Consider the following 26,953-nt stretch of genomic DNA (forward strand, 5'->3'; position numbering starts at 1 on the left):
GTGCCTCGGCGGGCTGCCGGGCGGCGGTCGGCGCGACCGCGGGGGCGGGCATGTCCGACAATGAGGGTGATGACCGACAGACAGGGGCACAGCGGCGAGTTCGGGCCCGAGGAACGGCTCGCCATGAACCGTACCGGCAGCTTCGACTGGGACCTCGACACCGTCACCATCGACGTGGACGAGGCCGGGCTGCTGGTCTTCGGGGTGCGGCCGGAGGCCTTCGACGGGCGCCCCGGGTCCCTGGTGCGGCGGCTGGAGCCCGCTGAGCGGGCCCGGCTGGAGGCGGTGATCAAGGACGCGCTGCGCAGCGGGCGCTCCTCGTACGAGGCGCGGTTCCCGATCCCGCAGGAGGACGGCGCGGCGCAGTGGACCCATGTCCAGGCCCGCATCCTGCGGGACGGGTCCGGGCACGCGCACCGGATCGTCGGGGTGGTCCGGGACGCGACGGCGGAACTGGCCCACTCCGCGTTCCTGCTGGAGCTGCGCAAGCAGCGGGAGCGGCAGACCGACATGGTGGAGCGGACCACTCGGGCGCTGTCGCGGGCGGTGACGGTGGAAGACGTGACCGCCGCGCTGACCGGCCCCGGCGGGCTGACCCGGCTGGGCGCGGACGGGTTCGCGCTCGGCCTGGTGGAGAACGGCACCCTGCGGGTGATCGCGCTGAGCGGGGAGTCCCTGGAGGTGCTGGACCACATGCGCGACCAGCGGCTGGAGCCGGGCCGGCCGCTGGCGGAGACGGTGATCAGCGGCCGCCCGCTGTTCACCGGGGCCTTCCCCGAGCTGATCCGCGGCTATCCGGTGCTCGCCCCGTACGCGGACCGGCTGCGCTTCCGGGCGGCGGCCTATCTGCCGCTGGTGGCGCAGGCCCGGACGCTGGGCGGGATGGCGCTGTACTACCGGCGGCGCACCGCGTTCAGCGCGGACGAGCGGAACCTGACGCTGGGGCTGGCCGCGATCGTCGCCCAGTCGCTCCAGCGGGCCATCCTCTTCGACGAGGAGCGGGAGCTGGCGACCGGCCTGCAGGCGGCGATGCTGCCCCGCCGCATCGCGGAGGTGGAGGGCGGGGAGGTCGCGGTGCGGTACCACTCGGCCTGGCGCGGCCGGGAGGTGGGCGGTGACTGGTACGACGTGATCCCGCTGCCCCGGGGCCGGGTGGGCGTGGTCGTGGGGGACGTACAGGGGCACGACACCCACGCCGCGGCGATCATGGGGCAGCTGCGGATCGCGCTGCGGGCGTACGCGGGCGAGGGCCACGCCCCCTCCACGGTGCTGGCGCGGGCCTCGCGGTTCCTGGCGGAGCTGGACACCGAGCGGTTCGCCACCTGCACCTACGCCCAGGCCGATCTGGCGACCGGCACGGTCTCGGTGGTGCGGGCGGGGCATCTGGCGCCGCTGATCCGCCACACCGACGGCCGGGTGGGCGAGCCGAAGGTGGCGGGCGGGCTGCCGCTGGGGGTGGCCTCGGTCTTCGGGGACGAGGAGTATCCGGAGACGCGGCTGGACCTGGTGCCCGGCGAGACGCTGGTGATGTGCACCGACGGGCTGGTGGAGCAGCCGGGCCGGGACATCGGGGAGGGGCTGGCGGCGCTGGAGGCGGCGGTGAGCAGCGGCCCGCCGGGCGCGGAGGCGCTGGCCGACCACCTCTCGGAGCGGTTCTGGGAGCGGTGGGGCGCGGAGGACGACGTGGCGCTGCTGGTGCTGCGGCGCAGCCCCGATCCGGGCACGCCCCGGGCGCCGCGGGTGCACCAGTACATCCACCAGGCCGATCCGCAGGGCCTGTCGGAGGCGCGGGCGGTGGTGCGCCGGGCGCTGCGGGACTGGGGGCTGCGGCTCTACGCGGACGACGCGGAGCTGCTCACCGGTGAGCTGCTGGGCAACGTCCTGCTGCACACCGAGGGCGGCGCGGTGCTGACCCTGGAGGTGCTCCCCGAGCCGGAGCGCCGGGTGCGGCTGTCGGTGCAGGACCGTTCCAGCGCCTTCCCCCGCCGCCGTACGCCCGGGGAGGCGGCCACCTCGGGCCGGGGGCTGCTGCTCCTGGACGCGCTGGCGCTGCGCTGGGGAGTGGAACCGCGCGGCGAGGGCAAGGCGGTGTGGTGCGAGATCGGCCCGCCGCCGGCCGGCCAGGCGGTGCGGGACGGATAGCCGTACGGCGGGAGGCGCGGACCGGGGAAGCAGGGGACCGGGAGGCGTGGGACCGGGGATGCGTGGGACCGGGGAGGCTCGGGACCGAGGACACCGCGACACCGAGGACCGAAGAGACCGGAGGCAGCGTGGAACCCGTCGAGGCGCTGGAGAGTATCGCGTTCCTGCTGGAGCGGGCGCAGGCCCCCACCTACCGGGTGCGGGCCTTCCGGGGCGCCGCGGCGGCGCTGCGTGAGCTGGGCGGCGCCGAGGCGGCCCGCCGGGCCTCGGACGGGACGCTGGAGGGGGTCCGGGGCATCGGCCCGAAGACGGCGCAGGTGGTGCGGGAGGCGCTGGCCGGCCAGGTGCCCGGGTATCTGCGGCGGCTGGAGGAGGACGGGGAGGCCGAGGAGTGGCGCCGGCGCGCCGCGGGTCCGGGTGCGGAGCTGCGGGCCGTGCTGCGCGGTGACTGCCACACCCACTCGGACTGGTCCGACGGCGGCAGCCCGATCGAGGAGATGGGCCGCACCGCCGCCGCGCTGGGCCATGAGTGGATGGTGCTCAGTGACCACTCGCCCCGGCTGACCGTGGCGAACGGGCTGTCGGCGGCGCGGCTGCGCGAGCAGCTGGAGGTGGTGGCGGCGCTGAACGGGCGCTGGGCGCCGTTCCGGATGCTGACCGGCATCGAGGTGGACATCCTGCCCGACGGTTCGCTGGACCAGGAGCCGGAGCTGCTGGAGCGGGTGGACGTGGTGGTGGCCTCGGTCCACTCCAAGCTGCGGATGGACGGGCCGGCGATGACCCGGCGGATGGTGCGGGCGGTGCGCGATCCGGCGGTGGACGTGCTGGGCCACTGCACCGGGCGGATGGTGACCGGGCGGGGCCGGCCGGAGTCGGAGTTCGACGCGGACGCGGTGTTCGCGGCGTGCGCGGAGTCGGGGACGGCGGTGGAGGTCAACAGCCGCCCGGAGCGGCTGGACCCGCCGCGGCGGCTGCTGCGCCGGGCGGTGGCGGCGGGGGCGCTCTTCGCGGTGGACACCGACGCGCACGCGCCGGGCCAGCTGGACTGGCAGATCCTGGGCTGCGCCCGGGCCGAGGAGTGCGGGGTGCCGGCCGAGCGGGTGGTCACCGGCTGGTCGGCCGACCAGCTGCTGGAGTGGACCCGCACCCGGCGGCCGCCGGGCGGCTGAGCGGTCCGGAGGGGGACTGCCCCATCGCGGGGGACGTACCGGTCGTCCGGTGGGGTGGTCCGCAAGGCCCTGGCTCGACCTTCCGGTATCCACGCGATGCCCGGCAGGGCACACTGCCCGTGCCCTGCGTTGCCCGGTTCTGGCATGAGGCGTGGAAAACGTCCCCCGCGATGGCGGTTGCGCGGCCCGCTGCGCCCGGCGGGCGGAGTGCCGATCAACTCGTCCAGCATGCAGCAATCAACGGGCGTTTTCTTCTGACGCTTCTTCAGGGAAAATGTTCGGCCATCCGGCGGGCCGAAAGCACCGCCCGGGTGGCCGGAGGGCCGCTGGTCAGGTGGTTTCCGGCCGCTCGGCGGCCGGAACACCCTCCTCCGCGCCGCCGTCCGGCCGCCGTTCCGCGGACAGCGCCCACTGGTAGGCCAGGGCGGCCAGGGTGGGCACGCCCCAGCGGGCCCGCAGCACGCCGAGCTCCTTGGTGAGGGTGCGCAGTCCGATGCCGAGCCGGCGGGCGGTGATGCGCTGGTCCACCCCGGCGGCGGTGTCGGAGAGGATCTCCCGCTGGCGGCGGGTCAGGCCCGCGCGCTCGTTCGGACGCCCGCCGTCGCCGTCCCAGACGTCCGCGCGCCGCCAGGCGTCCTCGAAGCCCTCGGCGATGAAGGCGACCAGCGCCCGGTCGGCGACATGCCAGGCCGTGTACGCGGGGCTGCTGCCGACCAGGTCGGGGATGAACGCCTGCCGCCGGTCCACCACCAGGCAGCCCTGGAACGGGGCGGCCAGGGTGCGGACCCGGCCGCCCCGGGCGGTGAGCGCGGCCGCGTGGGCGCGGGTCGCGGGCGCCTCGCGGTCGCCGTCCCGGTACAGCGCCCGCACCGCCACGCCACGCCCGGCCGCGCCGGTGCCCGGCCCGCGCACCGCCCATGGGTCGCCCAGCTCACCGGTCCCGGCGGGGGCGGCGGTCAGCAGCTCGGTCTCGGCCCCGGCGGCCACCTCGGCCACCCGGGCGGCGACCCGCCCGGGTTCGGCGAGGAACTCGCTGCCCGAGCCGGAGCGCCAGGCGGTGCGGGCGAAGTGCGGGGCGAGCGCGTCGGCGACCTCGGAGAGCGCGGCCAGCCCGGCCGCGCGGGCCGACAGCTCGCGCAGCCCCTCGTCCAGTCGGCGCCGCACCGCGGCCGCGGGGTCGTGGGCCACCGGGGCGCCGGGCAGCCGCGGGCCGGAGGTGACCAGGTGCCAGGAGCCCAGCTCCGCGAGGGCCGGCTCGTCCCCGGGGCCCGTGGGCTCCCCGCGCGTCACCCGGGCGTACAGCTCCCGCGCCGCCGGCGACAGCCCGGCCGGCGGCCCCTCGCCGGTGCCGCCGCCGGTGGGGCGGGCGGACTCGCCGGACACCGCTGAACCCACTGGCCTCGCCCCCGTTGACGCCCCGGCGGGCGCCGCCCCGCCGTGTGCCTGTCCGCGCCCGTTCGCGTGTCCGCCCCGTGCGCGCCGTTGCGTGTCTGCGCCGTGCGTACACGCGCACCCCCGGGGTGCTTGATCGCCCGTGGCGCTGCCGTCAGCGTACCGTTGCGTGCGTTCGGTTTTCCGCCCCCCGGTGCACCCGGGGCGGGGCGGCTCCGGGGCGGCGCGGACGACCCGGCGGCGGTGGCCGCCTCCCCTGGGAAAGACATCGCATGGACAAGACCGCACTGCGTTCCCTGCTCAGCGTACGGCGGGCGGCGATCGCCCCGGAGAGCCACGGCCTGACGCGGCCGACCCGGCAGGGCAGACGGGCGCGCGGCCTGTCGCAGGCCCAGGTGGACCAGATCCTGCACCGCGCCCCGGACACCTACGGGCGGCTGGAGTCGGGCCGCTACCCCAACCCGCCGCTCGGGCTGCTCCAGGACGTGGCGCGGCTGTTCCGGATGGACGAGCAGGAGTGGATGGCGCTGTGGCGGTACGCGCTGGGGCAGGACCCGCCGCATCCGCTGGACGCGCGGTCCGGCACCGAGCTCCCGGGCGTGTGGCGGACCCTGCTGGAGGGCTTCGCGCATCCCGCGTACATCACCGACCGCTCCTGGAACGTGCTGGCCGGCAACGCGCCCCTGGCGGCGATGTTCCCGGACCGCCGGGTGCCGACCAACACCATGCGGTGGATGGCGCTGGACCCGGGGGCGCGCCGGATGCTGACCGACTGGGCGGAGTCCTGGGCGCCGGTGCTGCTGCCGCAGCTGCGGGTGGCGCTGGCCGCCGTACCGGAGGACCCGGTGCTGCGCCGGATCGAACGGGAGGTGCTGGACGATCCGGTGGCCGGCCCGGTGTACGCGTCGTCGGGCGCCTCGGTCCATCTGGACGGCGCGGTACGGCCGCTGCACCACGCGGAACTGGGTCCGGGCTGGGTGACGATGTGCGCGGCCCAGCCGCTCGCCTCGCCCGGCTCGCGGCTGGTGCTGATGCACTTCGAACCGGGCGCGCGGCGCGGCCCGGCCCGGCTCCCGGCGCTGCGCTCGGCCTCGGGGGCCTGAGCACCGGGGTGGTACGGGAGGAGGGGCGGTACGCGGGGCCGGGGCGGTACGCGGGGCCGGGGCGGGGTACTCACCGGGTGTTCCGCGTACGGGGCCGCCGAGGTCTTTCGTGCGCACCCCCGAGGGAGAGGTTGCCGCCGTGAGCGAGTCCGGCGAGTTCCAGCGTTCGTCGAGCCACTTCACCGACCGGATCACGGCCGGCGGGGCGGGCGGCGGCGGGAGGGACGGGCAGTGGCCGGTGGAGGCGGGGCGCTACCGGCTGGTGGTCAGCCGGGCCTGCCCGTGGGCCAGCCGCGCGCTGGTGGTGCGGCGGCTGCTGGGTCTGGAGGAGGCGCTGTCCCTAGCGGTCACCGACCCGATCCAGGACGAGCGGAGCTGGCGTTTCACCCTGGACCCGGACGACCGCGACCCGGTGCTCGGCATCCGGTTCCTCGGCGAGGCGTACCAGGCGCGTGAGCCGGGCTACGACGGCGGGATCAGCGTGCCCGCGATCGTGGACGTGCCCAGCGGGGAACTGGTCACCAACGACTACCAGCGGCTGACCCTGGACCTGTCCACCGAGTGGGGCCCGCTGCACCGGGACGGGGCGCCGGAGCTCTATCCGGAGGCGCTGCGGGACGAGATCGACGAGCGGATGGAGGGCATCTACCAGGACGTCAACAACGGGGTGTACCGGGCCGGGTTCGCGGGCGGCCAGGAGGCGTACGACGCGGCCTACGCCCGGTTGTTCGCCCGGCTGGACCAGGTGTCGGAGCATCTGGCGGAGCGGCGCTACCTGGTCGGCGACACCATCACCGAGGCGGATGTGCGGCTGTTCACCACGCTGGTGCGGTTCGACGCGGTCTACCACGGCCACTTCAAGTGCAACCGGAACAAGCTGACCGAGGACCGGGTGCTGTGGGCGTACGCCCGGGACCTGTTCCAGACCCCGGGGTTCGGCGACACGGTCGACTTCGACCACATCAAGCGGCACTACTACCAGGTGCACCAGGACATCAACCCGACCCGGATCGTGCCCCGCGGCCCGGACCTGCGCGGCTGGCGCACCGCCCACCACCGTCAGGAGCTGGGCGGCCGGCCGTTCGGCGACGGCACTCCCCCGCCGCCCCCGCCGACCGCCGAGGTGATCCAGCCGCTCTGACCGGGCCCCGGCGCGGGCGGGAGTACGGGAAGGCCGGTCCACCCCCTCATCGGCGGAGGCCGGTCCGCCCCCCGTCGGTGGAGGACGGTCCGCCCCTCACCCGGTGGGGGTCAGTCGGCCTCCCACACGGTGGTGGCGTTGCAGAACTCCTTGATGCCGTGGCCGGCCAGCTCGCGCCCGTAGCCGGAGCGCTTGACCCCGCCGAACGGCAGCGCCGGGTGCGAGGCGGTCATGCCGTTGACGAACACCCCGCCGGCCTCGACGTCCCGGACGAACCGCTCCACCTCGTCCCGGTCCCGGGTCCACAGGTTGGAGCTGAGGCCGAAGGGCGAGTCGTTGGCGAGTTCGACGGCCTCGCCGAGGTCGGCGACCCGGTAGACGACGGCCACCGGGCCGAAGGCCTCCTCCCGGTGGATGCGCATCTCGGGGGTGACGCCGGTGAGCACGGTCGGCTCGTAGTACCAGCCGCGCTCCAGACCCTCGGGGCGGCGCCCGCCGCAGCGCACGACCGCCCCGGCGCGTACCGCGTCGTCCACCAGCTCCTCCAGGTCGGCGCGGCCCTGCTCGGTGGCGAGCGGGCCGACGTCGGTGGCCTCGTCCATCGGGTCGCCGACGGTGAGCGCCGCCATCTTCGCGGTGAAGCGCTCCTCGAAGGCCTCGTAGGCGTCGGTGTGGACGATGAACCGCTTGGCGGCGATACAGGACTGGCCGTTGTTCTGCACCCGCGCGGTGACGGCCGTGTCGGCGGCCCTGGCCACGTCGGCGGAGGGCATCACCACATAGGGGTCGCTGCCGCCGAGTTCGAGCACGGTCTTCTTGATCTCGTCGCCCGCGGTGGCGGCCACCGCGCGGCCGGCCGGTTCGCTGCCGGTGAGGGTGGCCGCGGCGATCCGGGGGTCGCGCAGCACGGCGTCCACGGCGCGGGAGCCGATCAGCAGCGTCTGGAAGCAGCCCTCGGGGAAGCCGGCGCGGCGGAACAGCTCCTCCAGGTAGAGCGCGGTCTGCGGGACGTTGGAGGCGTGCTTCAGCAGACCGGTGTTGCCGGCCATCAGGGCGGGCGCGGCGAACCGGACCACCTGCCAGAGCGGGAAGTTCCACGGCATCACGGCCAGCACCGGGCCGATCGGCCGGTAGCGGACGACTGCCCGGACGGCTCCGGAGTCCTTGACGTCCGCGTCGGACGGGTGCTCGTCGGCGAGCAGGCTCTCGGCGTTCTCGGCGTACCAGCGCATCGCCTTGGCGCACTTGGCGGCCTCGGCCCGGGCGGCCGCCAGGGGCTTGCCCATCTCGGTGGTCATGGTGCGGGCGATCTCGTCCTGGTCCTCGTCCAGCAGCTCGGCGGCCTTCCGCAGCAGCCGGGCGCGCTCGGCGAAGGAGGTGGTGCGGTGCGTACGGTAGGCGCCGACGGCGGCGGCGAGGCGCTGCTCGACGCCCTGGGAGTCCAGCTCGTCGAAGGTCCTCAGGGTCTCCCCGGTCGCGGGGTTGATGGTGGCGATGGGCATGGGATGGTCCTCCTCCTGGCGGCACGCTGCCTTGACCCTGCCGCGCTGCTCGCGGCCCCGCAACGCGAGCCGCCGCGGGTTGAGCCCGGTCTGCCGGGTAACCCGTGGCCGTATGGCACACACCGGTGAGGGCAGGGACAATGCGGCGCACGCGCCGGCGGCAGGGGCGGACGCGGCGGCGTCCCGAGGGGGCGAGGAGGATCCGGGCGGTGATCCAGCGGGCGGGACGGCGAGGGAGACGGCCGGGGAAACCGTGAGGGAAACGGCCGGGGAAACGGCGGCGGACCGGGAAACGGCGGGGGAAACGGCCGGGCGGCCGGGTGCCGGCGGGGACGAGGTGGAGCAGCCGACCGACCTCTCGGCGTCCTCGTGGCGGGCGGTGCTCAAGCGCACCGGGGCGGAGTTCATGGAGGACGAGCTGCCCGACAAGGCGGCCTCCCTCACCTACTACAGCGTGCTGTCGATCTTCCCGGCGCTGCTGGTGATGGTCTCCGTGCTGGGCGTCGTCGGCGAGTCGGCGACCCGCTCGGTGCTGGACAACCTCCAGAAGCTGGCACCGGGGCCGGTGCGGGACATCCTCGGCGACGCGGTGCGGCAGTTGCAGGACGCCTCCGGGGCCAGCGGTGTGGTGGCGGTGATCAGCCTGGTGGCGGCGATCTGGTCGGCCTCGGGGTACGTCGGCGCGTTCATCCGCACCGCCAACGCCGTGTACGACGTGCCGGAGGGGCGTCCGGTGTGGAAGCTGACCCCGCTGCAGGTCGGGCTGACGCTGGTGCTGATGGTGCTGCTGGCGGTGAGCGCGGTGATCGTGGTGTTCACCGGTCCGCTGGCGGAGCGCGCCGGGGCGGCGATCGGGCTGGGTGACGCGGCGGTCGCCGTATGGGGCTTCGCCAAGTGGCCGGTGCTGCTGGTGCTGGTCATCGCGATGATCGCGCTGCTGTTCTGGCGGGCGCCCAATGTGCACGGCCAGGGGTTCCGCTGGCTGAGCCCGGGCAGTGTGGTGGCGGTGCTGCTGTGGCTGCTGGCCTCGGGCGGCTTCGCGCTGTACGTCGCCAACTTCGGCTCGTACAACAAGACCTACGGCACCCTGGCCGGTGTGATCACCTTCCTGGTGTGGCTGTGGCTGTCGAACCTGGCCATTCTGCTGGGGCTGGAGCTGGACGCGGAACTGGCCCGCCAGCGGGCGATCAGCGGGGGCCTGCCGCCGAGCGAGGAGCCGTACGTGGAGCCCCGGGACACCCGCAAGTGGCCCCGCCCGCTCACCAAGCGGCTGGACGCGCGCCGGAGCGGGGCGGGCGGAGCGTCGTCCGCCTGAGGGGCGGACGGGGGGCCGGGGGCCGGCCGGACCGGCCGCGGTTGGCCGTTCGGCCGGTGCGGCCGGTTCCGGGAGGCGGGCTGGTCTCGGAGCCGGGGTCGATCTCCGTCGACCGTCTCCGGTAGCGGTCTCGTTCGGGTCCCGGGGGCCGATCCGGGGAGGCGGTCGCCCGCGGCCGGACCGGTCTCGCAGGCCCGGCCTTCGGGGGGGCGAAGCCCGGTCTGGCCGACCGGCTCCTGGAGGCGGTCCCGGACTCCGGGGGCTCAGGGCGTGCGGCCCGGTTGCCGGGAGCGGGGGCCGCCGGTGCGCGGCGCCCAGGGGCCGTGGCGGCGGCCGACCATCGCGTCCCCCAGGTCGTACAGCGTCTGCTGGAGCTCGGAGACCAGGGCGCCGAGCGAGACCGCGGTCTCCTCGTCCTGGTGGGCGACCCAGGCCTTGAGCCGGCGGTGGGCCTCCCAGGCGCGGGCCATCGCCTCGTCCCGGTCGACCGGCCGCGCGGGGCAGCCGCCGCCGAGCGCCGCGCAGTCGCCCTCGCACACGTCGGCCATCGCCTGCATCAGGTCCGGCAGATCGGCCAGGGCCTCGCCCGAGGGCGGCCGCAGCCGTGCCTCGTCCCCCACCGCCTCGGCGAGCAGCCCGGTGAGCGTGGAGAGATGGTCGGTGATCCGCTCCCAAGCCGCGTCCCAGTCGGAGGAGGGCAGCTCCGGCCCGCGCCGGCGCATCCGGCGCGCCGGGTTGAAGCGGTCGCTCTCCCGCTTCCAGAGGCGGGCGTTGCGGATGTCGTCCAGCAGCTTCGGCAGCCGCCGGGCACGGGTGTGCCACTCCTGCGCCTCGGCCCGGTCGTAACCGTCCTTCATCTCCTCGGCCATGCCCCGCAGTACCGCGGCGGTGTCCCGGGGCAGCCGGTAGAGGGTGTCATGGGCGTGGCGCAGGTGCTCCGGCGGTAGGACGAAGGCGTTGACGCCGATGCCGATCACCGCTCCGACCAGGGTCTCCAGCAGCCGGTGGGCGATGTCGTAGCCGCTGAAGGAGCCGTAGACCAGCACGAACAGGGCGGTGGTGGAGGCGTAGACGCCCTGGTCGCCGAAGCGGGAGTAGTTGCCGAGCAGCATGGTGACGGGCAGCACCAGCGCCATGGCCGCCATGGTGTTGCCGGTCAGCGCGTAGGCCAGGGCGGCCAGCACGGTGCCCGCGGCGATCAGCACGACCTGCTGGAGGCCGGTGCGCAGCGAGCGGTAGACGGTGTTCTGGACCAGGACGATCGCGGTCCAGGGGGCCATCAACGCGAGCGGGGCGCTCCACCACCAGCCGGCCACCGCCCAGGCGAGGACGGCGGCCGCGGCCGCTTTCAGCGCCTGGACGGCGAGGTCGCGCTCCGGTCCGGCCCCGGTGAAGGCGGCGCGCACGGACCGGCCGGTCGCCGCCGCCTCCCAGCGGATCCGGTGCCAGATCCGGCCGGGCGCGAAGGAGATGCTCACGGCAGTGGGGTTCCTCCGGTCGCGTTGACGATCTCGCCGGTGATGTAGCTGGACTGGGGTGAGGCGAGGAAGACGTAGGCGGGTGCCATCTCGGCCGGCTGGGCGGGGCGGCCCAGCGGCGACTGCTTGCCGAACTCGGAGGTGTCCGGCATGGTCGCCGGGATCAGCGGCGTCCAGACCGGGCCGGGGGCGACCGCGTTGACCCGGATGCCGCGTTCGGCGACCATCTGCGCCAGCCCGTGGGTGAAGGTGACGATCGCGCCCTTGGTCATGGCGTAGTCGAGCAGCGGCGGGCTGGGCTGGTAGGCCTGCACGGAGGTGGTGTTGATGACGCTGCCGCCGCGCGGGATGTGCTTCAGCGCGGCCCGGGTCAGCCAGAACATGCCGTACAGGTTGGTCTTCATCACCCGGTCGAACTGCTCGGTGGTGATCGCCTCGATGCCGTCGGGCTGGGCCATCTGGTACGCGGCGTTGTTGACCAGCACGTCGATCCGGCCGAACTCGCGGGCCACCCGCTCGATCAGCCGCTCGCAGCTCTGCTCGTCGCGGTTGTCGGCGTCCACCGCCACCGCCTTGCGCCCGGCGGACTCGACCAGCCGGGCCGTCTCACGGGCCTCCGCCTCCTCCTCGGGCAGATGGGTGAGCACCAGGTCGGCGCCCTCCCGGGCGAAGGCGAGGCACACCGCCCGGCCGATGCCTGAGTCGCCGCCGGTGACCAGGGCGACCAGGCCGTCCAGCCGGCCGCTGCCCCGGTAGGACTCCTCCCCGTGGTCCGGCGGCGGGTCCATGGGCCCGGTGAAGCCGGGGTGGTCCTGCTCCTGGTCGGGGAAGTCGGGGCGGGGGTGGCGGGTCACCGGGTCGCGCGGCTGGGGATCGGTCATCGTGCCTCTTTCCGGTCGTCGGCGGCCGACGGGGCGGTCGACGGGAGGGGTGTACGTGGTCCGCCCTCCGCGTTCCCAACGGCCGCCGCCCGAATCGCGCCCGGTGGTGTGGCGTGGCGGACACGGCGAGGGGCGGCCGGGGGCGGCGGGTGTTGGGCCATCGCGGTGAACCCCGGCGTGGCGGCGCATGCGGTGCCGGGCTCGTGCAAGACGCACCTCACGTTCCCCCCGTGCCCTGCACTCCGCACCTTGCCGCTCTCAGCGGGTTCCTCTCAGCGAAAGGATGGAGATGCGCCTCGCCACCACCTCCGCCGGCGCCGTCGCGCTGGCGTTCGTGCTCAGCGCGACCGGGCCCGCGCTCACCGCCCCCGCGCACGCCGCCGCCATCTGCCGTGCCGCCGAGCCGATGCGGGATCCGGCCCGGGAGTCGGTACGGGATCCGGCCCGGGAGTCGATACGGGAATCGGCCCGGGAATTCATGCAGGAACGTTTCTGCGTCGAGCCGCCCTTGCCACGCCACGCGGCCCGGACGGTGGTGATCGACGTGCTGGCCGCCTTCACTCCCCAGGCGTCCCGGGAGGCGGGCGGGGAGCGGTCGGTACGGGCCCGAATAGCCCGGGCGGTGGCCTCGGCCTCGCAGGCGTTCGCGGCGAGCGGGGTGAACGCCCGGCTCCGGCTGGCGGGGGTCACCGCGGTCGCGGTGCCCGCCCGCATGGACCGCCCGGTGGACGCCCTGCTCAAGGGGGCCTCCCGGCGCGGCGACGGGATCGCGGACGGGCTGCCGGGCCTGCGCGACCGGCTGGGCGCCGACCTGGTCACGGTGGTGACCGGAAGCCAGGGCTCGGCGGGGCTGGCGCACCGCCCCCGCCAGGTGACCCCGCGCACCGGCGGCTATGCCTACAGCCTGGTCGCCCAGTCGGCGCTGGCCCACCACTCGCTCGCCCACGAGATCGGGCACAACCTCGGGGCGATGCACGACCAGGTGACCGAGCCGGGCGGCCAGGGCAGCGCCCGCGGCTACTTCCCGGCCTCCGGAGCCTGGTCCACGCTGGAGGCGTACGAGTCGAGCTGCCGTCAGGTGACGGACGGCCCCTGCACCCGGATCAACCGGTTCTCCAACCCCCGCCTCACCCACCAGGGCGAACGGCTCGGCAGACCCGTGGGAGGTTCCGGGGCGGCGGACAGCGTCCGGGTGTTCAACGCGGTGGTCCGCCATGTTGCCGACTACCGGCGGCGCCCGGCCGGCTGAATCGACCGGGCGGCCGAGGCGACCCGGGTGATGAGCGGAAGATCCGTTCCGCCAGGCATGTCCAAGTATGTCCCGATAGCATTCTCATATGGGAGAACACCCGTCCGAGCCACCCGCCGCTCCCGAGCTGGTCCTCGACATCGACGGGGATTCCACCGTGCTCGCCCCGGGCCGCGCGTACCGCATCGGCCGCGACCCCGACAGCGATGTCGTCCTCACCGACGCCCGGGTCTCCTGGCACCATGCCGTGCTGCGGGCGGACGACGGGCACTGGACCGTGCGCGACCAGGACAGCACCAACGGCACCTTCAGCGAGGGCGTGCGGGTGCGCGAACGGGATGTCGGCCCCGGCAGCGTCCTGCGCTTCGGCCACCCGGTGGACGGCCCCCGCGCCGCGCTCTCCGCCCGTCCGGGCGGCGGACGCGGTCCCGGGGACGGGCAGGGTGGCACCGCCCGCCCCTCCGGCCCCCGGGCGCGGGGCGCGGAGGCCTGGTTCGGCCAGGGCCCCGGGCGCGGCAGTCGCCGAGGAGCCCCGGCGGACGAGGACTCCGGCACCGCCCACGTCCCACGAGTGCCGCCGGAGACCGCCGACCCGGCCCGGCGCACCGGACGCCACGCACGGCCCGCCGGGGAGGCCGGGCAGCCGCAAGGGCCGGCCCCGCGCGGCGCCGAGTCGGCCCGTACCGACGACCGGTCAGCGGCCGGACCGGACTCCGGCGTACCGGACCCTGGTGCGGCGGCGGCGCCCGCGCCGGCCGATGCGGGCGGGTCCGCCCGTACCGGCGGCCTCCCGTCAGGGACTGCCGCCCCGGAGGGCGGTCCGGCAGCACCGCCGGACGACCGGGCGGGACCGCGGGACGGCGTACGAGCAGCGAGTGACGGGCTGACGGGACCGGAGGGCCGCCCACGAGAGCCGCGCCACGGGCGGCCCGGGCCGCAGGAGGGCCTACGAGAGCCGCGCGACGGGCCGACAGGGCCGGAGGACGGCGTACGAGAGTCACGCAACGGGGTGGCCGGACCGCCGGAGGGCGTACGAGGGCCACGCCACGGGCTGAGCGGGCCGCAGGATGGTGCCGGGCCGCCGCGCGACGGACTGACGGCCGCGGAGGGCGGCGCCGCGGCGCCGGAGAAGGGCCCGGCGGCACCAGACGGCCGGTCGGCCGCACCGGAGAGCAGCTCGGCAGCACCAGAAGACCGCTCGTCGCCACCCGAGCACGGCCAGGGCGCACCGGAAGGCCGCTCGCCCGCGCCCGAGAACGGCCCGAGAGCACCAGAGGGCCGGTCGGCCGCACCGCACAACGTCCCGGTGGCACCGGAGACTGGCGCGGTGACGCCGGAGAACGGGTGGGTGGCGCCGGGGAACGGGTGGATGGCACCCGAGCACGGCCGGGCGGCGCCAGGGAACGGCCGGGTAGCGCCGGAGAACGGGCGGGCGGCTTCAGGGAACCGCTCAGCCGCACCGCGCAGCGGCCCGATGGCACCGGAGACAGACGCAGTGGCGCCGGGGAACGGGCAGGTGGCACCCGAGCACGGCCGGGTGGCACCAGGGAACGGCCGGGTAGCGCCGGAGAACAGGCGGGCGGCACCCGAGCACGGCCGGGTGCCGCCAGAGGGCCGCTCGGTAGCGCCGGGGAACGGCCCGGGGAGACCGGAGAACGACCCGGTGGCACCGGAGGAACGCTCGGCTTCACCGCATGGCGGGCCGGTGGCACCGGCGAGCGGACCGATGGCCCCAGAGGGCCACCCGGTGACACCGGAGGGCATCCCGGGCCCACCCGAGAGCATCCCAGGAACGCCCGAACGCATCCCGGGCAGGCCCGAACGCATCCCGGGGGCGCCCGAGAGCGTCCCGGGTGGGCCGGAGAGCGTTCCCGCGAGGCCGGAGGACGGGCTCACCGCGCCGATCGGGGCCGACGGGGTGCGGCAGGGGCCCGGTGGCCGGGCCGGCGGGGTGCCGCCCAGGCCTTCCGGGGTCGCCCACCCGGCGGCCACCGGCACCTTCCGGCAGCCCACCTCCGTACGCCCATTGCCCGCCCGGACCGTCCGCATCGGCCGCGGGCCCGACAACGACCTGGTGCTGGACGACCTGACGGTCTCCCGGTCGCACGCCGAACTGCTCGTCCAGTCCGACGGCACCTACTGGATCCACGACCTCGGCAGCCACAACGGCACCTTCCTCAACGGCCGCCGGATCGAGCGGGACGCGGTCCGGCTGGCGGCCGAGGACATCATCGGCATCGGGCACTCGGCGTTCTGCCTGGTCGGCGGGCGGCTGGTGGAGTTCACCGACACCGGTGAGGTCTCCCTCGACGTCCAGGACCTGGCCGTGACGGTGGACCGCGGGTCCAAGACCCTGCTGGAGGGGATGACCTTCCCGGTCGGCGAGAAGTGCCTGCTGGCGGTCGTGGGCCCCAGCGGCTCGGGCAAGTCGACCCTGCTCAACGCGCTGACCGGGCTGCGCCCGGCCGACCACGGCACCGTGCTCTACGACGGCCGCGACCTGTACCGGGACTACGCGGAGCTGCGCCGGCGCATCGGGCTGGTGCCGCAGGACGACATCCTGCACCTCCAGCTGACCGTGCGGCGCGCCTTGACCTACGCGGCCGAGCTGCGCTTCCCGGAGGACACCGCCGCCGAGGAGCGCGAGGCCCGGGTGGCCGAGGTGATCGGCGAACTCGGGCTGGAGCAGCGGGCGGAGCAGCCGATCCACAGCCTGTCCGGCGGCCAGCGCAAGCGGGTCAGCGTGGCGCTGGAGCTGCTCACCAAGCCCTCGCTGCTGTTCCTGGACGAGCCGACCTCGGGTCTGGACCCGGGGATGGACCGCTCGGTGATGCACATGCTGCGCGGGCTGGCTGACGACGGCCGCACGGTCGTGGTGGTCACCCACAGCGTGCTGAGCCTCGATGTCTGCGACCGGCTGCTGGTACTGGCGCCGGGCGGGCGGATCGCCTACTTCGGGCCGCCCGAGGAGGCGCTGCCGTTCTTCGGCTTCGCGCACTGGCCGGAGGCCTTCGAGGCGTTCGAGAACGACCGGGATCGGGACTGGGCGGAGCGCTTCCGGGAGTCCCGGCTGCACCGCCAGTACATCGCGGGCGCCATGGAGCGGCCCGAGGCGCCCGAGGACCATGACGCGGCTCCTCCCGCCCCGCCGCCCAAGGCGCAGAGCTGGCTCGGCCAGTCGGGAACCCTGGTGCGGCGGTACGCGGCGGCGCTCAGCGCCGACCGGACCTTCCTGATGATCATGGTGGCGCTGCCGTTCGTCATGGGGGCGATGGCCCGGGCGCTCTCCGAGGGCCGGTTCGGACCGGAGTCCGCGCTGAACGTGCTGCTGATCCTGTGCGTCGGCGGGGTGCTCACCGGCGCCGCCAACGCGGTGCGGGAGCTGGTCAAGGAGCGCACCATCTACCGGCGGGAGAGAGCCGTCGGCCTGTCCCGGTCGGCCTATCTGATGTCCAAGGTGGTGGTCCTCGGCACGGTCACGATGGTCCAGTCGGTGGTGCTGACCCTGGTGGCGCTGATCGGTGTGCCACTGAACGCCCCGGGCGGCAAGGGCGTGCTGATGCCCCCGCTGGTCGAACTCACGCTGGCCGTGGCGCTGCTGTCGTTCACCGCGATGATGCTCGGCCTCCTCGTCTCCGCCCTGGTGAAGAAGGAGGAGGTGACCATGCCGCTGCTGGTGCTCCTGGCCATCGTGCAGGTGGTGTTCTGCGGCGGGCTGCTCACGGTGCACGGCTCCCCGGTGATCGAGCAGCTGTCCTGGCTGGTGCCCTCGCGGTGGGCGTTCGGGGCGATGGGCGCGACCATCGGGATCCGGCAGATCGTGCCCGGTGAGAAGACGGACGACCCGCTGTTCGACCACACCGCCATGGCGTGGCTGGTGGACATGGGGATGCTGGTGGTGCTGTGCGTGCTCTTCGGGCTGCTGGTGCTCTGGCTGCTGCGGCGCCATGAGCCGGCCGTGATGCGCAAGTGACCCGCCGCGCCGGCGGCGCGGAAGGAACGAAGCAGGCGAGACGAGGCGTGCGATGACGGATTCCGCGGAGCCGGGCGGGGCAGCCGGTGACAGCCTCCGGGACTTCCGGCCGAGCCATGTCGTCCCGGCGGACGGGCTGCCGGCCTGGGAGGCGCCCGATCCGGCGCGGCCGACGGTCCCGCTCGACCCCTTCCTGCCGGTGCGGCTGGTGGACCGGGTCGGCGACTGGGGGCAGGTGCTCTGCTCCAACGGCTGGGCGGCCTGGGTCGACGGCCGGCTGCTGGTGGCCGTGCCCTCCGCTCCCCCGGTGGCCGGGCGTCCGATGGGCACGGCGGACGACCCCCGGCCGCTGCTCGCCCGTACCGAGGAGGAGCTGGGCCGCTACCGGCGGGCGGTGGAGGACCTGGCCGCCGGGCGGTCGGACGGGGAGATGTTCGCCCGCCGGACGGAGGGGCTGCGCTTCGGCCTGGTGGCGTCCGGTGGGGCCCTGTGGGTGTTCGACACCGGACAGGACCGGTGGCTGTACTGCGACGGAGCCGGGCTCAGCCCGTACGCGACCGCCGACGCGCCCTCCGCCGAGGCGCGCCCGGGGCGGCCGGACCAGCCGGAGCCACGGGCCTCCGAGCGGCCGGCCGCCGCCGGTACGGGGAGTAAGGGCGCGCCGGAGCAAGGTGCCCGGCCCGCACCCGAGCCGACCCGCCTGGTCACCCCGGACGAACTGCCCGGCGCGCCCCCGCCCGCCACCGAGCAGACCCGGGTCGTGGACCCCGGCGAGCTGCCCGCCACACCACCCGACGGCACCCGGGTGGTCGACCCTGACGAGCTCCCGACGGCCCCTCCGGCCGCGGACGCCGAACGGACCCGGGTCGTAGACCCGGACGACCTCCCCCCCGCCGCCGAACGGCAAGGCCCCCAACGGACCCGCGTCGTCGACCCCGACGAGCTGCGCACCCGAGCCGTGGCCGAGCCTCCCGTACCGCCTGATCGGGGGCCCGGCGGGCCGGTGGAGGAGCGGTGAGCGCGGGCGGGGGCCGCGAGGGGCTGCCGGCCGGGCGGCAGTCCGGGCTGGTGGGGGCCCGGGTGGCCGGCTACCGGGTCGAGGGCGAGATCGGCCGGGGCGGGATGGCGGTGGTGTACCGCGCCCGGGACCTGCGGCTGGACCGTACGGTGGCGTTGAAGCTGCTCGCCCCCGAGCTGGCCCGGAACGACACCTTCCGCAAGCGCTTCGCCCATGAGTCCCGGGTGGCCGCGGCCATCGACCACCCGCATATCGTGCCGGTCTTCGAGGCCGGGGAGACCGAGGGCGTGCTCTACATCGCCATGCGGTACGTCGCCGGACAGGACCTGCGGGCGCTGCTGGACCGCGAGGGCCCGCTGGAGCCCGCGCAGGCCGGGCGGATCGCCGCGCAGGTGGCGTCCGCGCTGGACGCCGCGCACGCGCACGAGCTGGTGCACCGCGATGTGAAGCCGGGCAACATCCTCATCGCGGCGGGGACGGACAGCGAGCATCCGGAGCACGCCTATCTGACCGACTTCGGGCTCACCAAGAAGTCGCTGTCGCTGACCGGGCTGACCACCGTGGGGCAGTTCGTCGGCACCCTCGACTATGTGGCGCCCGAGCAGATCTCCGGGCGGCCGGTGGACGGGCGCTGCGATGTCTACAGCCTGGGCTGCGTGGTGTACGAGACCCTGACCGGGGCCCCGCCCTTCCGGCGCGACGACGACATGGCGCTGCTCTGGGCGCACCAGTACGACCCGCCGCCGGCGGCGAGCGGCGAACGGCCGGGGCTGCCCGAGGCGGTGGACGCCGTGCTGGCCAGGGCGCTGGCGAAGGCGCCGGTGGACCGGTACGGGACCTGCCGGCAGTTCGTCGCCGAACTGCGGGCCGCGCTGGCCGGCGACCCCGGGGCCGCCGCGCCGCCCGCGCCCCCGGCCTGGGCGCTGCCGGTCTTCCGCGAGCGCTAGCCGGTACGGGGAGGGGGCGGCGGGCTCAGAGGGCTCCGGGCCGCCGGCGGTGGGCGCCGCCTTCGCCGTCCCGCTCCCGCCCGGGTGGGACGGCGCCGTGGTGGCGGGTGCGGGAGGCCAGCAGCCCGCCGAGGAGGCCGGCGACCAGGCCCCAGAGCAGCCCGAGCCCCACCGCGGCCCACAGCCGCGGTTGGAGCAGCACCTGGCCGCCCAGTTCGTCGAGTTCGATGACGCCGAGCACCGAGAGGCCCAGCCGGGCGACCACCCGGGTCAGGGGGATGACCACCAGCAGGGTGAGGGCGAAGGCGGCACCGAAGCGGAGGGCATGCTGCCAGGGCCGGGTGGACGGGGCGGAGCGGGCCGCCATGGTGAAGGCGGCGGCGATCAGCAGCACCGCGGCCACCGGGATGAGCCACCAGGCGCGGCCGTCCTGCTGGGCGAGCGAGGCCACGTCCAGGGTGGTGGTCTCCTCGCCGCGCAGCACCGCGTCGAGGGCCTGCGGCATCGGCAGCCCGAACGGCCCCTGGACCCGGCCTTCCCAGGAGGCGCCGATGCCGAGGCCCAGGGCGAGCCAGACGACGTTGGGCAGGCCGAGCAGCAGCACCGCGAAGGTCTCGGCCGGGTGCCCCTTGGTCGCGGCCACCACCAGCCCGGCGGCCAGGCCCACCACCACATAGGCGAGGAGCAGGAGCAGCATCGCGGAGGCGGCCGGGCGGACGGCCTCCTGGAAGCGGAGCAGGGCGGCGGGGAGCGCGGCCGCCCGGGACACCAGCAGGGCGATCAGGAGCACGCCGAGCAGCCACAGCAGGCCGTAGAGCAGGGTGGGGCCGGTGTCGGGGCGGAAGCCGACCGTAGGGGCGGCGTCCAGCAGTCCGGTGATGATGTCCACGGGCGAGTCGGGCTGGGCCACCTGGAAGGTGTGCCGGGCGAAGGTGCCGAGCACCGCGAGGGCGACGATCCAGAGGACGGCGGTGAGGGCGGTCCGGCCGAGGAGTTCGCCGGCCCCGGCGACGGCGCGGTGGCGCAGCGGGCGGAGGAAGCAGGCACCGGCGACGAGGGCGCCGGCCAGGGTCACCGACAGCGGCATCAGCGTGAGATCGGCGTCGGTGTCGGCGAGTTCCCCGGCCTGTCCGGAGACGTCGACCGAGCCGCCCGCGGCGATCAGCACCACGGCGGCCACCACATGCGGGAACGCCCCCGCGGGGAGTTCGGAGGCGCCGGCCGCCCAGAGGCCGAGCGCGGCGAGTACGGCCATGGCGGCGAGCGGGGCGAGCACGGTGAGCAGGGCGCCGCCCACGACCGGGAGGGCTCGGCGTGCCCCGCCCGGCCGGGCGGGCGCGGAAGGTACCTGTCGGCTCACCCCGCCACCGTAAGCAGCCCGTGCCGGACCCGCCCGCCGACCGCGTCCCACCGGGGCACGCCCCAACCCACCGCCGTGGTGCGACGGGCTTCCGCGCGGGCCCCAGGCGCGCGAGGGGCAGGCTGCGGATCTCCGGTTGCGGGGCGGGCCGGTTTCGGACGGACAATGAGCGCGTTACGGATGAAAGGGGCACACGTGCCTTCCGACGCGCCTTCGGACCGCCCCACGGGCCCGCCCCGGGGGCCCATGTCGGGCTCACCCGGGAGACCGCCCGGACCTCCGCCCGCCTCGGGTGAGACCCGCCCGGGCGGTCCGCCGTCCGGCCCGTCGGGCCCCTCCGGCGGCTCCGGCGGCTCCGGCGGACCGGGGGGCTCCGGCGGGGGAGGCGGTGCGGCCCCCGCCCCGGGCGGCCCCGGCGGCAGGCCGCCCCGGTGGCGCTCGGTTCCGGTGCTCGCGGCGATCGCCGCCGTGGTGGTCGCGGCGGTGGTGCTGGCGTTCGTCCTCACCCGCTCCGGAGGAAACGGCGGCGGAGGCGAGGCGAGCGGCGGGCAGGAGACCATCCGGCTCCAGCCGGCGGCCGCCACCGGACCCGATCCCTTCACCCCCTCCACCGCCGGGAAGGCCGCCGCCTCCGCCTCGCCGAGCACGCCGGCCCCCTCCTCGCCCGCGCCGTCCGGGAACGGCACGATCCGGCAGTACGAGGGCTCGCGGCCCGGGCTGTACGGCGGCACCCGCAACCGGGCGAGCTGCGATGTGGAGCGGCAGATCACCTATCTGACGGCCGAGCCGGCCAAGAACAAGGCGTTCGCCGGGGCGCTGCGCATCCGCCCGGGCGATGTGCCCGACTACCTCCGCTCGCTCTCGCCGCTGATGCTGCGCGCCGACACCTGGGTGACCAACCACGGCTACCGGGACGGCGCCGCGCGCCCGTACCAGGCGGTGCTCCAGGCCGGTACGGCGGTGCTGGTGGACGACCGGGGCGCGCCGCGGGTGCGCTGCGCCTGCGGCAACCCACTGGGCGATCCGGTGGTGACCGGGAAGGCCCCCCGTACGGTGGGCACTCCCTGGCCGGGGTACTCGCTGTCCCGCACGGTGGTGGTCAAGCCGGCGCCGAAACCGGTGGAGAAGTTCGTCATCGTGGACACCGGGACCGGCGGCTGGATGACCCGCGAGACGGGCGACTCCAACGCCGACCGAGACCGGCCCACCACTCCCCCGGCCACCGAGCCGACGGACGGGACGACGGCGCCGACGACCTCGCCCGCGACCGAGACCGGGCCGCCCACCTCCGTACCGCCGGAGCAGCCCGAGCCGGAGTCGCCGGCCGATCCGGGCACCTCCCAGGCCCCCGAGCCGCCGCCGGACACCGACACCCGGGGGCCGGCGACCGGGACCGAGCCGCCGCCCGGGGACACCACCACCGGCCCGCCGCCCGGCGACGGCTCACCGGAGGCCCCGCCGTCCCAGGAGCCGGTCCCACCGCCCTCGGCGCCCTGACCGGACCCGCCGGGGCGGCATCACCACCGCTGAGCTGCGCGTTCCACACCGTTCGCGGCATATCGTCGGATTAGCCTGTGATCATGTCCGACATGCATGACCACAGGCCGACCGAGGAGACCGAGCACCCCGAACGGGGAGGAAGGGGCGGGGAGGAGCCTGCCCACGAGGACGGGCATCCGCCGCACGGCGCCCATGGACGCCCGCCGACCCGCGCGGACACCTGGGCGATGTTCAAGCGGTCGCCCTTCCTGCCCGCCACGGTGCTGGTGTTCATCCTGGCCCTGGCCGCAGCGCTGTTCGCCGGCTCGTACACGTACACGATGGCCAACCCCACCCCCCGGCACATCCCGACCGCCGTGGTCGGACCGGCGGACTCCCCGGCCGGCGAGGCGTTCACCGGCGGGATGGAGAAGGCCCTCAACTCCTCGCTGACCCTGCGCCCCTACCGGAACCGGGCCCAGGCCCTGGAGGCGGTCAACGAGCAGCGGGTGTTCGCCATCCTGACGGTACGGCCGCACGGGGGCGGGGTCGGCTTCGATGTGGCCGGCGCCTCGGGTTCGTCGGTGGCGCAGCTGCTGGCCCAGTCCGCGCTGACCGTGGGGAAGGCCACCGGGGTGCCGGTGCGGGTGGCGGACGTCAAGCCGCTGCAGAAGGGTGATCCCCGGGGGCTGGCGCTGTTCTACATCTCGCTCGCCGCGGTGATCATCGGCTTCGTCGGCGCGATCCAGCTCAGTGTGCACGCCCGGCCGCTCAACCCGGCCGAGCGGATCGCCTTCACCGCGCTGTACGCGCTGCTCGGCGGGTTCGCGATCGCCGCGACCGTGGACTGGCTGCTGGGCGCGCTGGACCTGCCGTTCGTGGAGTCCTGGCTGATCCTGGCGCTGACGATGTTCACCTCCGGGATGGTCTTCTCGATGTTCAACACCCTGATCGGCCGGTGGGCGATGCTGCCGACCTGGGGGCTGATGGTGCTGCTGGGCAACCCCTCGTCCGGCGGCGCGGTCTCCTGGCCGCTGCTGCCCTCGGTGCTCGGGCACATCGGCCAGTGGCTGCCGCCGGGGGCCTCGATCAACGCCCAGCACACGGCGGTCTACTTCGGGGGCCACCAGCACCTCTTCCCGTTCGCGGTGCTGGCCGGATGGGCGCTGCTGTCCTCCGCGGTGTTCTGGTTCTGGCGCCACCGCCACCCCGGCGGCCGCGACCGGGGCGGGGCGCACGCGGCGCTGTGAGGTGAGACCGCGGGGCCCGACTCCACCGGCGGCGGAGCCGGCGGGGTCGGGCCCCGGGCCGGTCAGCCCTCGGCGAGCAGCTTCCGCATCCGGGTGATCTCGGCGCTCTGCGAGGCGACGACGGACTCGGCCAGCTTCCTGGCCGGCCGGTGGACGCCCTCGGCGAGCTCGGTGCGGGCCATCTCCACCGCGCCCTGGTGGTGCCGGACCATCAGCTCCAGGAAGGCCCGGTCGAAGGCCTGGCCGGAGGCGCGCTCCAGCCGGTCCATCTCGGCCCCGCTCATCATCCCGGCCATGGCGTGGCCGCCCTCGTGGCCGCCGTGGCCGCCGGGCTCCTCGGCGGGCACCCGCTCACCCCAGGCGGTCAGCCAGCCGGTCAGGGTGGCGATCTCCGGGCCCTGCTCCTTGTCGATGGCGGCGGCCAGCGCCTTGACCTCGGCCGATCCGGCCCGGTCGCGGGCCAGCTCCGCCATGGCGATCGCCTGGCGGTGGTGCGGGATCATCCCCTGCGCGAACGCGGTGTCGGCGGCGTTGCGGGCCCCCTTCCCCGGGTCCGCGGAAGAGGACGCGGAGGCGGAGGCGGAAGGGGCCGGGGTGGAAGTGGCGCCATGGCCGGAGTGGCCGGTGGAGCCGGTGGAGTCCGCGCCGCCGCAGCCGGCCAGCAGCAGGGCGGCGGCGGTGAGGGCGGCGGCCGCCCCCGCGGCCCGGCGGGCGCGGGCGGTGGGCGGAAGGGTACGGCGGAAGGGACGTGCGGTCATGGTGGTGCGACTCCTTGCGCGTGCGGCGGGCCCGGCCGAGGGCCGTGGCGGGCCGCGATGACGGGTGAACAGGCTCGGAGGCACGGCGTAGCCCTGTTCGGGGAGGGCGCCGTGCGGGCGGGCCTATATGCGCAGGAGTTGGAGGCGGGCCAGATCCGGTGGCGCCCGGTCGGTCGCCGTGGCGGCGGAGAGCTGGGCGCGCGGGACTTCGGCGGTGGCCGCCTCGACCGTGCCGGGCGCCAGGGGCGCGGGCACGGGGGCGGTGGAGACGCCGCTCGCCGCACAGGTCGGGTCGGCGTGCTCCAGGTGGCCGCGGTGGCCGCCACCGGGGGCGGCGAGATGGTCGCAGTGGTCGCCGGCCACATGCTCGGCGGCCGTCCGGGCGGTCCCGGAAGGCCGCTCGGAGCCATGGTGTCCGCTGTGGGCGGCGGGTGCTGCGGTGACGCCCATGGTGAGCGGGCCGGGGGCCAGCCCGTGCATGGCCACCACCCCGGCGAGCACGGCCAGCACCAGCAGCAGCCGGTACGCCGCGGGGCGTACGGGGCGGATGCGGTGGCCAGGGCTCATGGTGACCCATCGTAAGGGTGGAGCCGGGTGCGCCGTCCGGCGGCCGGCACAGCGGCGGCCCCCGGACGGTTACCGCCCGTCCGGGGGCCGTGGCCAGCAGCCCCGAGAGGTGGTGGGGCGCTTGGAGTTAACAGAGCGAGTCTGCCGCGAGGAGGCGCCGGGAGGGCGCAGGCGGCACCCGGAGGGGGTCCGATGTCACCCGTCCGGTCCTCGCGCCGGCTCTGTCGCCGGTCCTCGGGAGTGGACTCGCCCCGGCGGATCAGACCTCGCCGCGCCAGGAGCCGCTCTCGGCGCCACGGGACTCGATGAACCCCTTGAACCGCTTCAGATCACCGATGACCTGCCGCTTGACCACGCCGAGCTTGTCCCCGACGGTCTCCTTCAAGCCGTCCGGCTCGAAGTCCATCTGGAGCATGATCTTGGTGGTGGTGTCGTCGATCCGGTGGAAGGTCACCACGCCGGCCTGCCGCGCCTCGCCCGCGACGGTGGTCCAGGCGACCCGCTCGTCCGGGATCTGCTCGGTGATCTCGGCGTCGAACTCGCGCACGGCCCCGTCCACCTTGGTCACCCAGTGCGTCAGGGTGTCCGAGCGCTGCTCGATGCGCTCCACACCCTCCATGAACTCGGGGAAGGACTCGAACTGCGTCCACTGGTTGTAGGCGGTGCGCACCGGGACGCGGACCTCGACGGACTCCTCGACCTTCGACATGTGTGGCGTGTCCTTTCCGGGCCCGACTGCCTCCGGCCGTACGCCGGCGGCGACCGCGTCGGTCCCTGCCGGCAGTCCTTGTGCCCCCGGCAACCGCCTCTATGGCCCTGTTTGTTCGGCCCGGATCGGGACACTCGTCCGCCGCCCTCTGTCCCGCGTCCGGCCGGACGGGGCGCGTTTCGCGGAGGTGACGAGGATGCCGGGAGAGCAGGAACTCCCCTCGACGCTGCGGCGGTCCGAGCAGGGCGCGCGGCGCACCTGGATCGCGGCGCACGACTCGGCCGTGGAGCAGTACGGCGAGGGCGAGCGGGCGCACCGGGTCGCGTACAGCGCCCTCAAGCACAGCTACGAGAAGGTGGGCGACCACTGGGAGCGCAAGGAGGGCGGTCGCAAGGGGCCGTCCGACGAACTGGCCGCCACGCCCCGCGGGACGGGCGGGCACAGCGGCGGCGGCACCGACGAGAACGCCTCCAAGGGCCATCTGTACGAGCTGGCCAAGCGCCTGGGGGTGGAGGGCCGTTCGCGGATGTCCAAGGCCGAACTGGCCGCCGCGGTCGAGAAGGCCAACCGCTCGGCGACCCGCAGGGCGCGGTCCTGAGCCGTCACCACCCCGCGAGAGGGGCGGCGGTCGTCACATGGCAAGGTGCGCGGGGATGTGCGTCTCCTCCTCGATCTCGCCGCCGGCCTTGCGCATCAGGGTGCGGGAGAGCTCGTTGAGGCAGCGTGCGGCGGCGATCTCCTCGCCGATCCGCTGCTGCTCCCGGTCGTCCGGGTGCCGGCGGGCATGTCCGTGCGCCCGCATCTCGGTGCCGTCCGGCAGCCGCACCAGGCAGGCCGCCCGGGTCTTGCCGGCCTCCTCGGTGAACTCGACGTCCACATGCCATCCGACGATCGTCTGCATCCTCGCCACCTCCCGGTCGTCGCGTCCCCTCCTCCCAGCGTGCACCCGCCGGGTGGAGGCCGCCGCCCGGGCACCCGGGGCTGAACGGCCGGCCTCCGGGCTCCGTACCAGTGACCGATCCGCCCGGGGCGCGGCCGCGGCCCGGGCGGGAAGGCACGGACGGCGACGGGAGTGGGGCCATGACGGAGCGGGACGAGCGGGTGGTGCGGGGTCTGCCGGACGGCGGCGCGGAGGTGGCGGTGGTGCTCCGGCTGCGCTGGGACGACATCGCGGCCCTCGGCCGGGAGGCGAGCCGGCTGGCCGAGCAGCGGGGCGCCCCGGTGAGCCTGGACGACGCCGTCAGCCACCGGTTGCGCACCTGGTCGTCGGTGGCCGCCGCCCCGGAGGACCGGGGCGGCGGCCGGATGGCGGAGGGGCCGCGCACGGTGGGCGCGGGTCCCACCGGGCCGTCCGCGGCACCGGCCGGGGTCGCCGGGGCCGGCGGCGCGCCGGTGCTGCCGTCGGCCGGTGCGGCGGCCGAGCACCCCGGGCACCCGGTGGGCCGGCTCGGCGGTCCTCCGGCGGCCGTGGGCGCCGGTCCGCAGCACGCCCGGTAGGCCGGTGCGGCCGGTGGGCCCGG

22 protein-coding genes and 1 pseudogene are annotated in these 26,953 nt (G+C 75.5%); 14 read left to right on the top strand and 9 right to left on the bottom strand.

Features of this window, described 5'->3' with window-relative positions:
* Positions 1 to 69: 69 nt before the first annotated feature.
* On the top strand, positions 70 to 2,142 hold the full coding sequence (locus M1O15_RS18075; RefSeq protein WP_248634969.1) for a SpoIIE family protein phosphatase: 2,073 nt from the start codon (positions 70 to 72) through the stop codon (positions 2,140 to 2,142).
* Between the two features lie 128 nt (positions 2,143 to 2,270).
* A complete protein-coding gene (locus tag M1O15_RS18080; RefSeq protein ID WP_248634970.1) occupies positions 2,271 to 3,311 on the top strand; it encodes a PHP domain-containing protein in 1,041 nt (346 codons plus the stop codon).
* A 330-nt stretch (positions 3,312 to 3,641) separates the two neighbouring features.
* Here the strand turns inward: M1O15_RS18080 and M1O15_RS18085 are convergent, their stop codons facing one another.
* Positions 3,642 to 4,694: a helix-turn-helix domain-containing protein gene (locus M1O15_RS18085; RefSeq protein WP_248634971.1), complete on the bottom strand. Its 1,053-nt coding sequence runs from the start codon at positions 4,692 to 4,694 to the stop codon at positions 3,642 to 3,644.
* 281 nt (positions 4,695 to 4,975) lie between these two features.
* On the opposite strand from M1O15_RS18085, the gene M1O15_RS18090 reads away from it, so the two are divergent.
* Positions 4,976 to 5,806, top strand: coding sequence for a helix-turn-helix transcriptional regulator (locus M1O15_RS18090; RefSeq protein WP_248634972.1), 831 nt, complete (start codon positions 4,976 to 4,978; stop codon positions 5,804 to 5,806).
* A gap of 139 nt (positions 5,807 to 5,945) precedes the next feature.
* Positions 5,946 to 6,947, top strand: coding sequence for a glutathione S-transferase family protein (locus M1O15_RS18095; RefSeq protein WP_248634973.1), 1,002 nt, complete (start codon positions 5,946 to 5,948; stop codon positions 6,945 to 6,947).
* A gap of 110 nt (positions 6,948 to 7,057) precedes the next feature.
* On the opposite strand, the gene M1O15_RS18100 is transcribed toward M1O15_RS18095, so the two are convergent.
* Entirely contained in the window at positions 7,058 to 8,449 is a 1,392-nt protein-coding gene (locus M1O15_RS18100; protein ID WP_248634974.1) for an NADP-dependent succinic semialdehyde dehydrogenase, read from the bottom strand.
* A 112-nt stretch (positions 8,450 to 8,561) separates the two neighbouring features.
* On the opposite strand from M1O15_RS18100, the gene M1O15_RS18105 reads away from it, so the two are divergent.
* On the top strand, positions 8,562 to 9,764 hold the full coding sequence (locus M1O15_RS18105) for a YihY/virulence factor BrkB family protein (protein WP_372499500.1): 1,203 nt from the start codon (positions 8,562 to 8,564) through the stop codon (positions 9,762 to 9,764).
* A gap of 263 nt (positions 9,765 to 10,027) precedes the next feature.
* On the opposite strand, the gene M1O15_RS18110 is transcribed toward M1O15_RS18105, so the two are convergent.
* Positions 10,028 to 11,242, bottom strand: a complete 1,215-nt coding sequence (locus tag M1O15_RS18110; protein WP_248634976.1) for an FUSC family protein — start codon at positions 11,240 to 11,242, stop codon at positions 10,028 to 10,030.
* Positions 11,239 to 12,123: an SDR family oxidoreductase gene (locus M1O15_RS18115; protein ID WP_248634977.1), complete on the bottom strand. Its 885-nt coding sequence runs from the start codon at positions 12,121 to 12,123 to the stop codon at positions 11,239 to 11,241. The genes M1O15_RS18110 and M1O15_RS18115 overlap by 4 nt, the downstream gene beginning before the upstream one ends.
* Before the next feature lie 289 nt (positions 12,124 to 12,412).
* Here M1O15_RS18115 and M1O15_RS18120 point away from each other — a divergent pair, with 289 nt between their 5' ends.
* From M1O15_RS18120 to M1O15_RS18140, 5 genes and pseudogenes are all read left to right on the top strand, one after another.
* Entirely contained in the window at positions 12,413 to 13,372 is a 960-nt protein-coding gene (locus tag M1O15_RS18120; protein WP_248634978.1) for a reprolysin-like metallopeptidase, read from the top strand.
* An 88-nt stretch (positions 13,373 to 13,460) separates the two neighbouring features.
* Positions 13,461 to 13,682 (top strand): annotated as a pseudogene (locus M1O15_RS18125) (FHA domain-containing protein); the annotation flags it as partial.
* A gap of 1,416 nt (positions 13,683 to 15,098) precedes the next feature.
* Positions 15,099 to 17,345, top strand: coding sequence for an ATP-binding cassette domain-containing protein (locus M1O15_RS18130; RefSeq protein ID WP_248635083.1), 2,247 nt, complete (start codon positions 15,099 to 15,101; stop codon positions 17,343 to 17,345).
* A 52-nt stretch (positions 17,346 to 17,397) separates the two neighbouring features.
* Positions 17,398 to 18,363 carry a hypothetical protein gene (locus tag M1O15_RS18135; protein ID WP_248634979.1) on the top strand — a complete coding sequence of 322 codons (966 nt, stop codon included), beginning with the start codon at positions 17,398 to 17,400 and terminating at the stop codon, positions 18,361 to 18,363.
* Entirely contained in the window at positions 18,360 to 19,310 is a 951-nt protein-coding gene (locus M1O15_RS18140; protein WP_248634980.1) for a serine/threonine-protein kinase, read from the top strand. The genes M1O15_RS18135 and M1O15_RS18140 overlap by 4 nt, the downstream gene beginning before the upstream one ends.
* Positions 19,311 to 19,335: 25 nt before the next feature.
* Here M1O15_RS18140 and M1O15_RS18145 read toward each other — a convergent pair whose 3' ends face one another.
* Positions 19,336 to 20,670: a streptophobe family protein gene (locus tag M1O15_RS18145; RefSeq protein ID WP_372499501.1), complete on the bottom strand. Its 1,335-nt coding sequence runs from the start codon at positions 20,668 to 20,670 to the stop codon at positions 19,336 to 19,338.
* A gap of 180 nt (positions 20,671 to 20,850) precedes the next feature.
* Between M1O15_RS18145 and M1O15_RS18150 the strand changes: the two genes are divergently transcribed.
* A complete protein-coding gene (locus M1O15_RS18150; protein WP_372499502.1) occupies positions 20,851 to 22,167 on the top strand; it encodes a DUF6777 domain-containing protein in 1,317 nt (438 codons plus the stop codon).
* Positions 22,168 to 22,397: 230 nt separating this feature from the next.
* Positions 22,398 to 23,399: an ABC-2 transporter permease gene (locus tag M1O15_RS18155; protein WP_248635085.1), complete on the top strand. Its 1,002-nt coding sequence runs from the start codon at positions 22,398 to 22,400 to the stop codon at positions 23,397 to 23,399.
* Positions 23,400 to 23,461: 62 nt separating this feature from the next.
* Here the strand turns inward: M1O15_RS18155 and M1O15_RS18160 are convergent, their stop codons facing one another.
* The 3 genes from M1O15_RS18160 to M1O15_RS18170 form a co-directional block, all read right to left on the bottom strand.
* Positions 23,462 to 24,157, bottom strand: coding sequence for a DUF305 domain-containing protein (locus tag M1O15_RS18160; RefSeq protein WP_248634982.1), 696 nt, complete (start codon positions 24,155 to 24,157; stop codon positions 23,462 to 23,464).
* A gap of 123 nt (positions 24,158 to 24,280) precedes the next feature.
* Complete coding sequence (locus M1O15_RS18165; RefSeq protein WP_248634983.1) at positions 24,281 to 24,724, bottom strand: DUF6153 family protein; 444 nt, start codon at positions 24,722 to 24,724, stop codon at positions 24,281 to 24,283.
* Between the two features lie 259 nt (positions 24,725 to 24,983).
* Positions 24,984 to 25,433 (bottom strand): SRPBCC family protein, encoded by a 450-nt coding sequence (locus tag M1O15_RS18170; protein ID WP_248634984.1) that lies wholly within the window; start codon positions 25,431 to 25,433, stop codon positions 24,984 to 24,986.
* Between the two features lie 196 nt (positions 25,434 to 25,629).
* Between M1O15_RS18170 and M1O15_RS18175 the strand changes: the two genes are divergently transcribed.
* Positions 25,630 to 26,031, top strand: a complete 402-nt coding sequence (locus M1O15_RS18175; protein ID WP_248634985.1) for a ChaB family protein — start codon at positions 25,630 to 25,632, stop codon at positions 26,029 to 26,031.
* 33 nt (positions 26,032 to 26,064) lie between these two features.
* Here M1O15_RS18175 and M1O15_RS18180 read toward each other — a convergent pair whose 3' ends face one another.
* The gene (locus M1O15_RS18180; RefSeq protein ID WP_248634986.1) at positions 26,065 to 26,334 is read right to left on the bottom strand and encodes a DUF1876 domain-containing protein; all 270 of its coding nucleotides are present in this window, start codon (positions 26,332 to 26,334) and stop codon (positions 26,065 to 26,067) included.
* A 179-nt stretch (positions 26,335 to 26,513) separates the two neighbouring features.
* On the opposite strand from M1O15_RS18180, the gene M1O15_RS18185 reads away from it, so the two are divergent.
* Complete coding sequence (locus tag M1O15_RS18185) at positions 26,514 to 26,930, top strand: hypothetical protein (RefSeq protein ID WP_248634987.1); 417 nt, start codon at positions 26,514 to 26,516, stop codon at positions 26,928 to 26,930.
* Positions 26,931 to 26,953: the final 23 nt, after the last annotated feature.

It is taken from the genome of Streptomyces lichenis (genome assembly GCF_023218175.1).
GTDB lineage: Bacteria > Actinomycetota > Actinomycetes > Streptomycetales > Streptomycetaceae > Streptomyces > Streptomyces lichenis.

What these genes read in the sequence shown, in the direction of transcription:
- M1O15_RS18180 (WP_248634986.1), bottom strand. Translation starts at nt 26,334, where the DNA reads ATGCAGACGATCGTCGGATGGCATGTGGACGTCGAGTTCACCGAGGAG.
- M1O15_RS18160 (WP_248634982.1), bottom strand. Translation starts at nt 24,157, where the DNA reads ATGACCGCACGTCCCTTCCGCCGTACCCTTCCGCCCACCGCCCGCGCC.
- M1O15_RS18185 (WP_248634987.1), top strand. Translation starts at nt 26,514, where the DNA reads ATGACGGAGCGGGACGAGCGGGTGGTGCGGGGTCTGCCGGACGGCGGC.
- M1O15_RS18135 (WP_248634979.1), top strand. Translation starts at nt 17,398, where the DNA reads ATGACGGATTCCGCGGAGCCGGGCGGGGCAGCCGGTGACAGCCTCCGG.
- M1O15_RS18115 (WP_248634977.1), bottom strand. Translation starts at nt 12,123, where the DNA reads ATGACCGATCCCCAGCCGCGCGACCCGGTGACCCGCCACCCCCGCCCC.
- M1O15_RS18075 (WP_248634969.1), top strand. Translation starts at nt 70, where the DNA reads ATGACCGACAGACAGGGGCACAGCGGCGAGTTCGGGCCCGAGGAACGG.
- M1O15_RS18175 (WP_248634985.1), top strand. Translation starts at nt 25,630, where the DNA reads ATGCCGGGAGAGCAGGAACTCCCCTCGACGCTGCGGCGGTCCGAGCAG.
- M1O15_RS18105 (WP_372499500.1), top strand. Translation starts at nt 8,562, where the DNA reads ATGGCACACACCGGTGAGGGCAGGGACAATGCGGCGCACGCGCCGGCG.
- M1O15_RS18130 (WP_248635083.1), top strand. Translation starts at nt 15,099, where the DNA reads ATGGCCCCAGAGGGCCACCCGGTGACACCGGAGGGCATCCCGGGCCCA.
- M1O15_RS18100 (WP_248634974.1), bottom strand. Translation starts at nt 8,449, where the DNA reads ATGCCCATCGCCACCATCAACCCCGCGACCGGGGAGACCCTGAGGACC.
- M1O15_RS18155 (WP_248635085.1), top strand. Translation starts at nt 22,398, where the DNA reads ATGTTCAAGCGGTCGCCCTTCCTGCCCGCCACGGTGCTGGTGTTCATC.
- M1O15_RS18170 (WP_248634984.1), bottom strand. Translation starts at nt 25,433, where the DNA reads ATGTCGAAGGTCGAGGAGTCCGTCGAGGTCCGCGTCCCGGTGCGCACC.
- M1O15_RS18090 (WP_248634972.1), top strand. Translation starts at nt 4,976, where the DNA reads ATGGACAAGACCGCACTGCGTTCCCTGCTCAGCGTACGGCGGGCGGCG.
- M1O15_RS18165 (WP_248634983.1), bottom strand. Translation starts at nt 24,724, where the DNA reads ATGAGCCCTGGCCACCGCATCCGCCCCGTACGCCCCGCGGCGTACCGG.
- M1O15_RS18120 (WP_248634978.1), top strand. Translation starts at nt 12,413, where the DNA reads ATGCGCCTCGCCACCACCTCCGCCGGCGCCGTCGCGCTGGCGTTCGTG.
- M1O15_RS18150 (WP_372499502.1), top strand. Translation starts at nt 20,851, where the DNA reads ATGAAAGGGGCACACGTGCCTTCCGACGCGCCTTCGGACCGCCCCACG.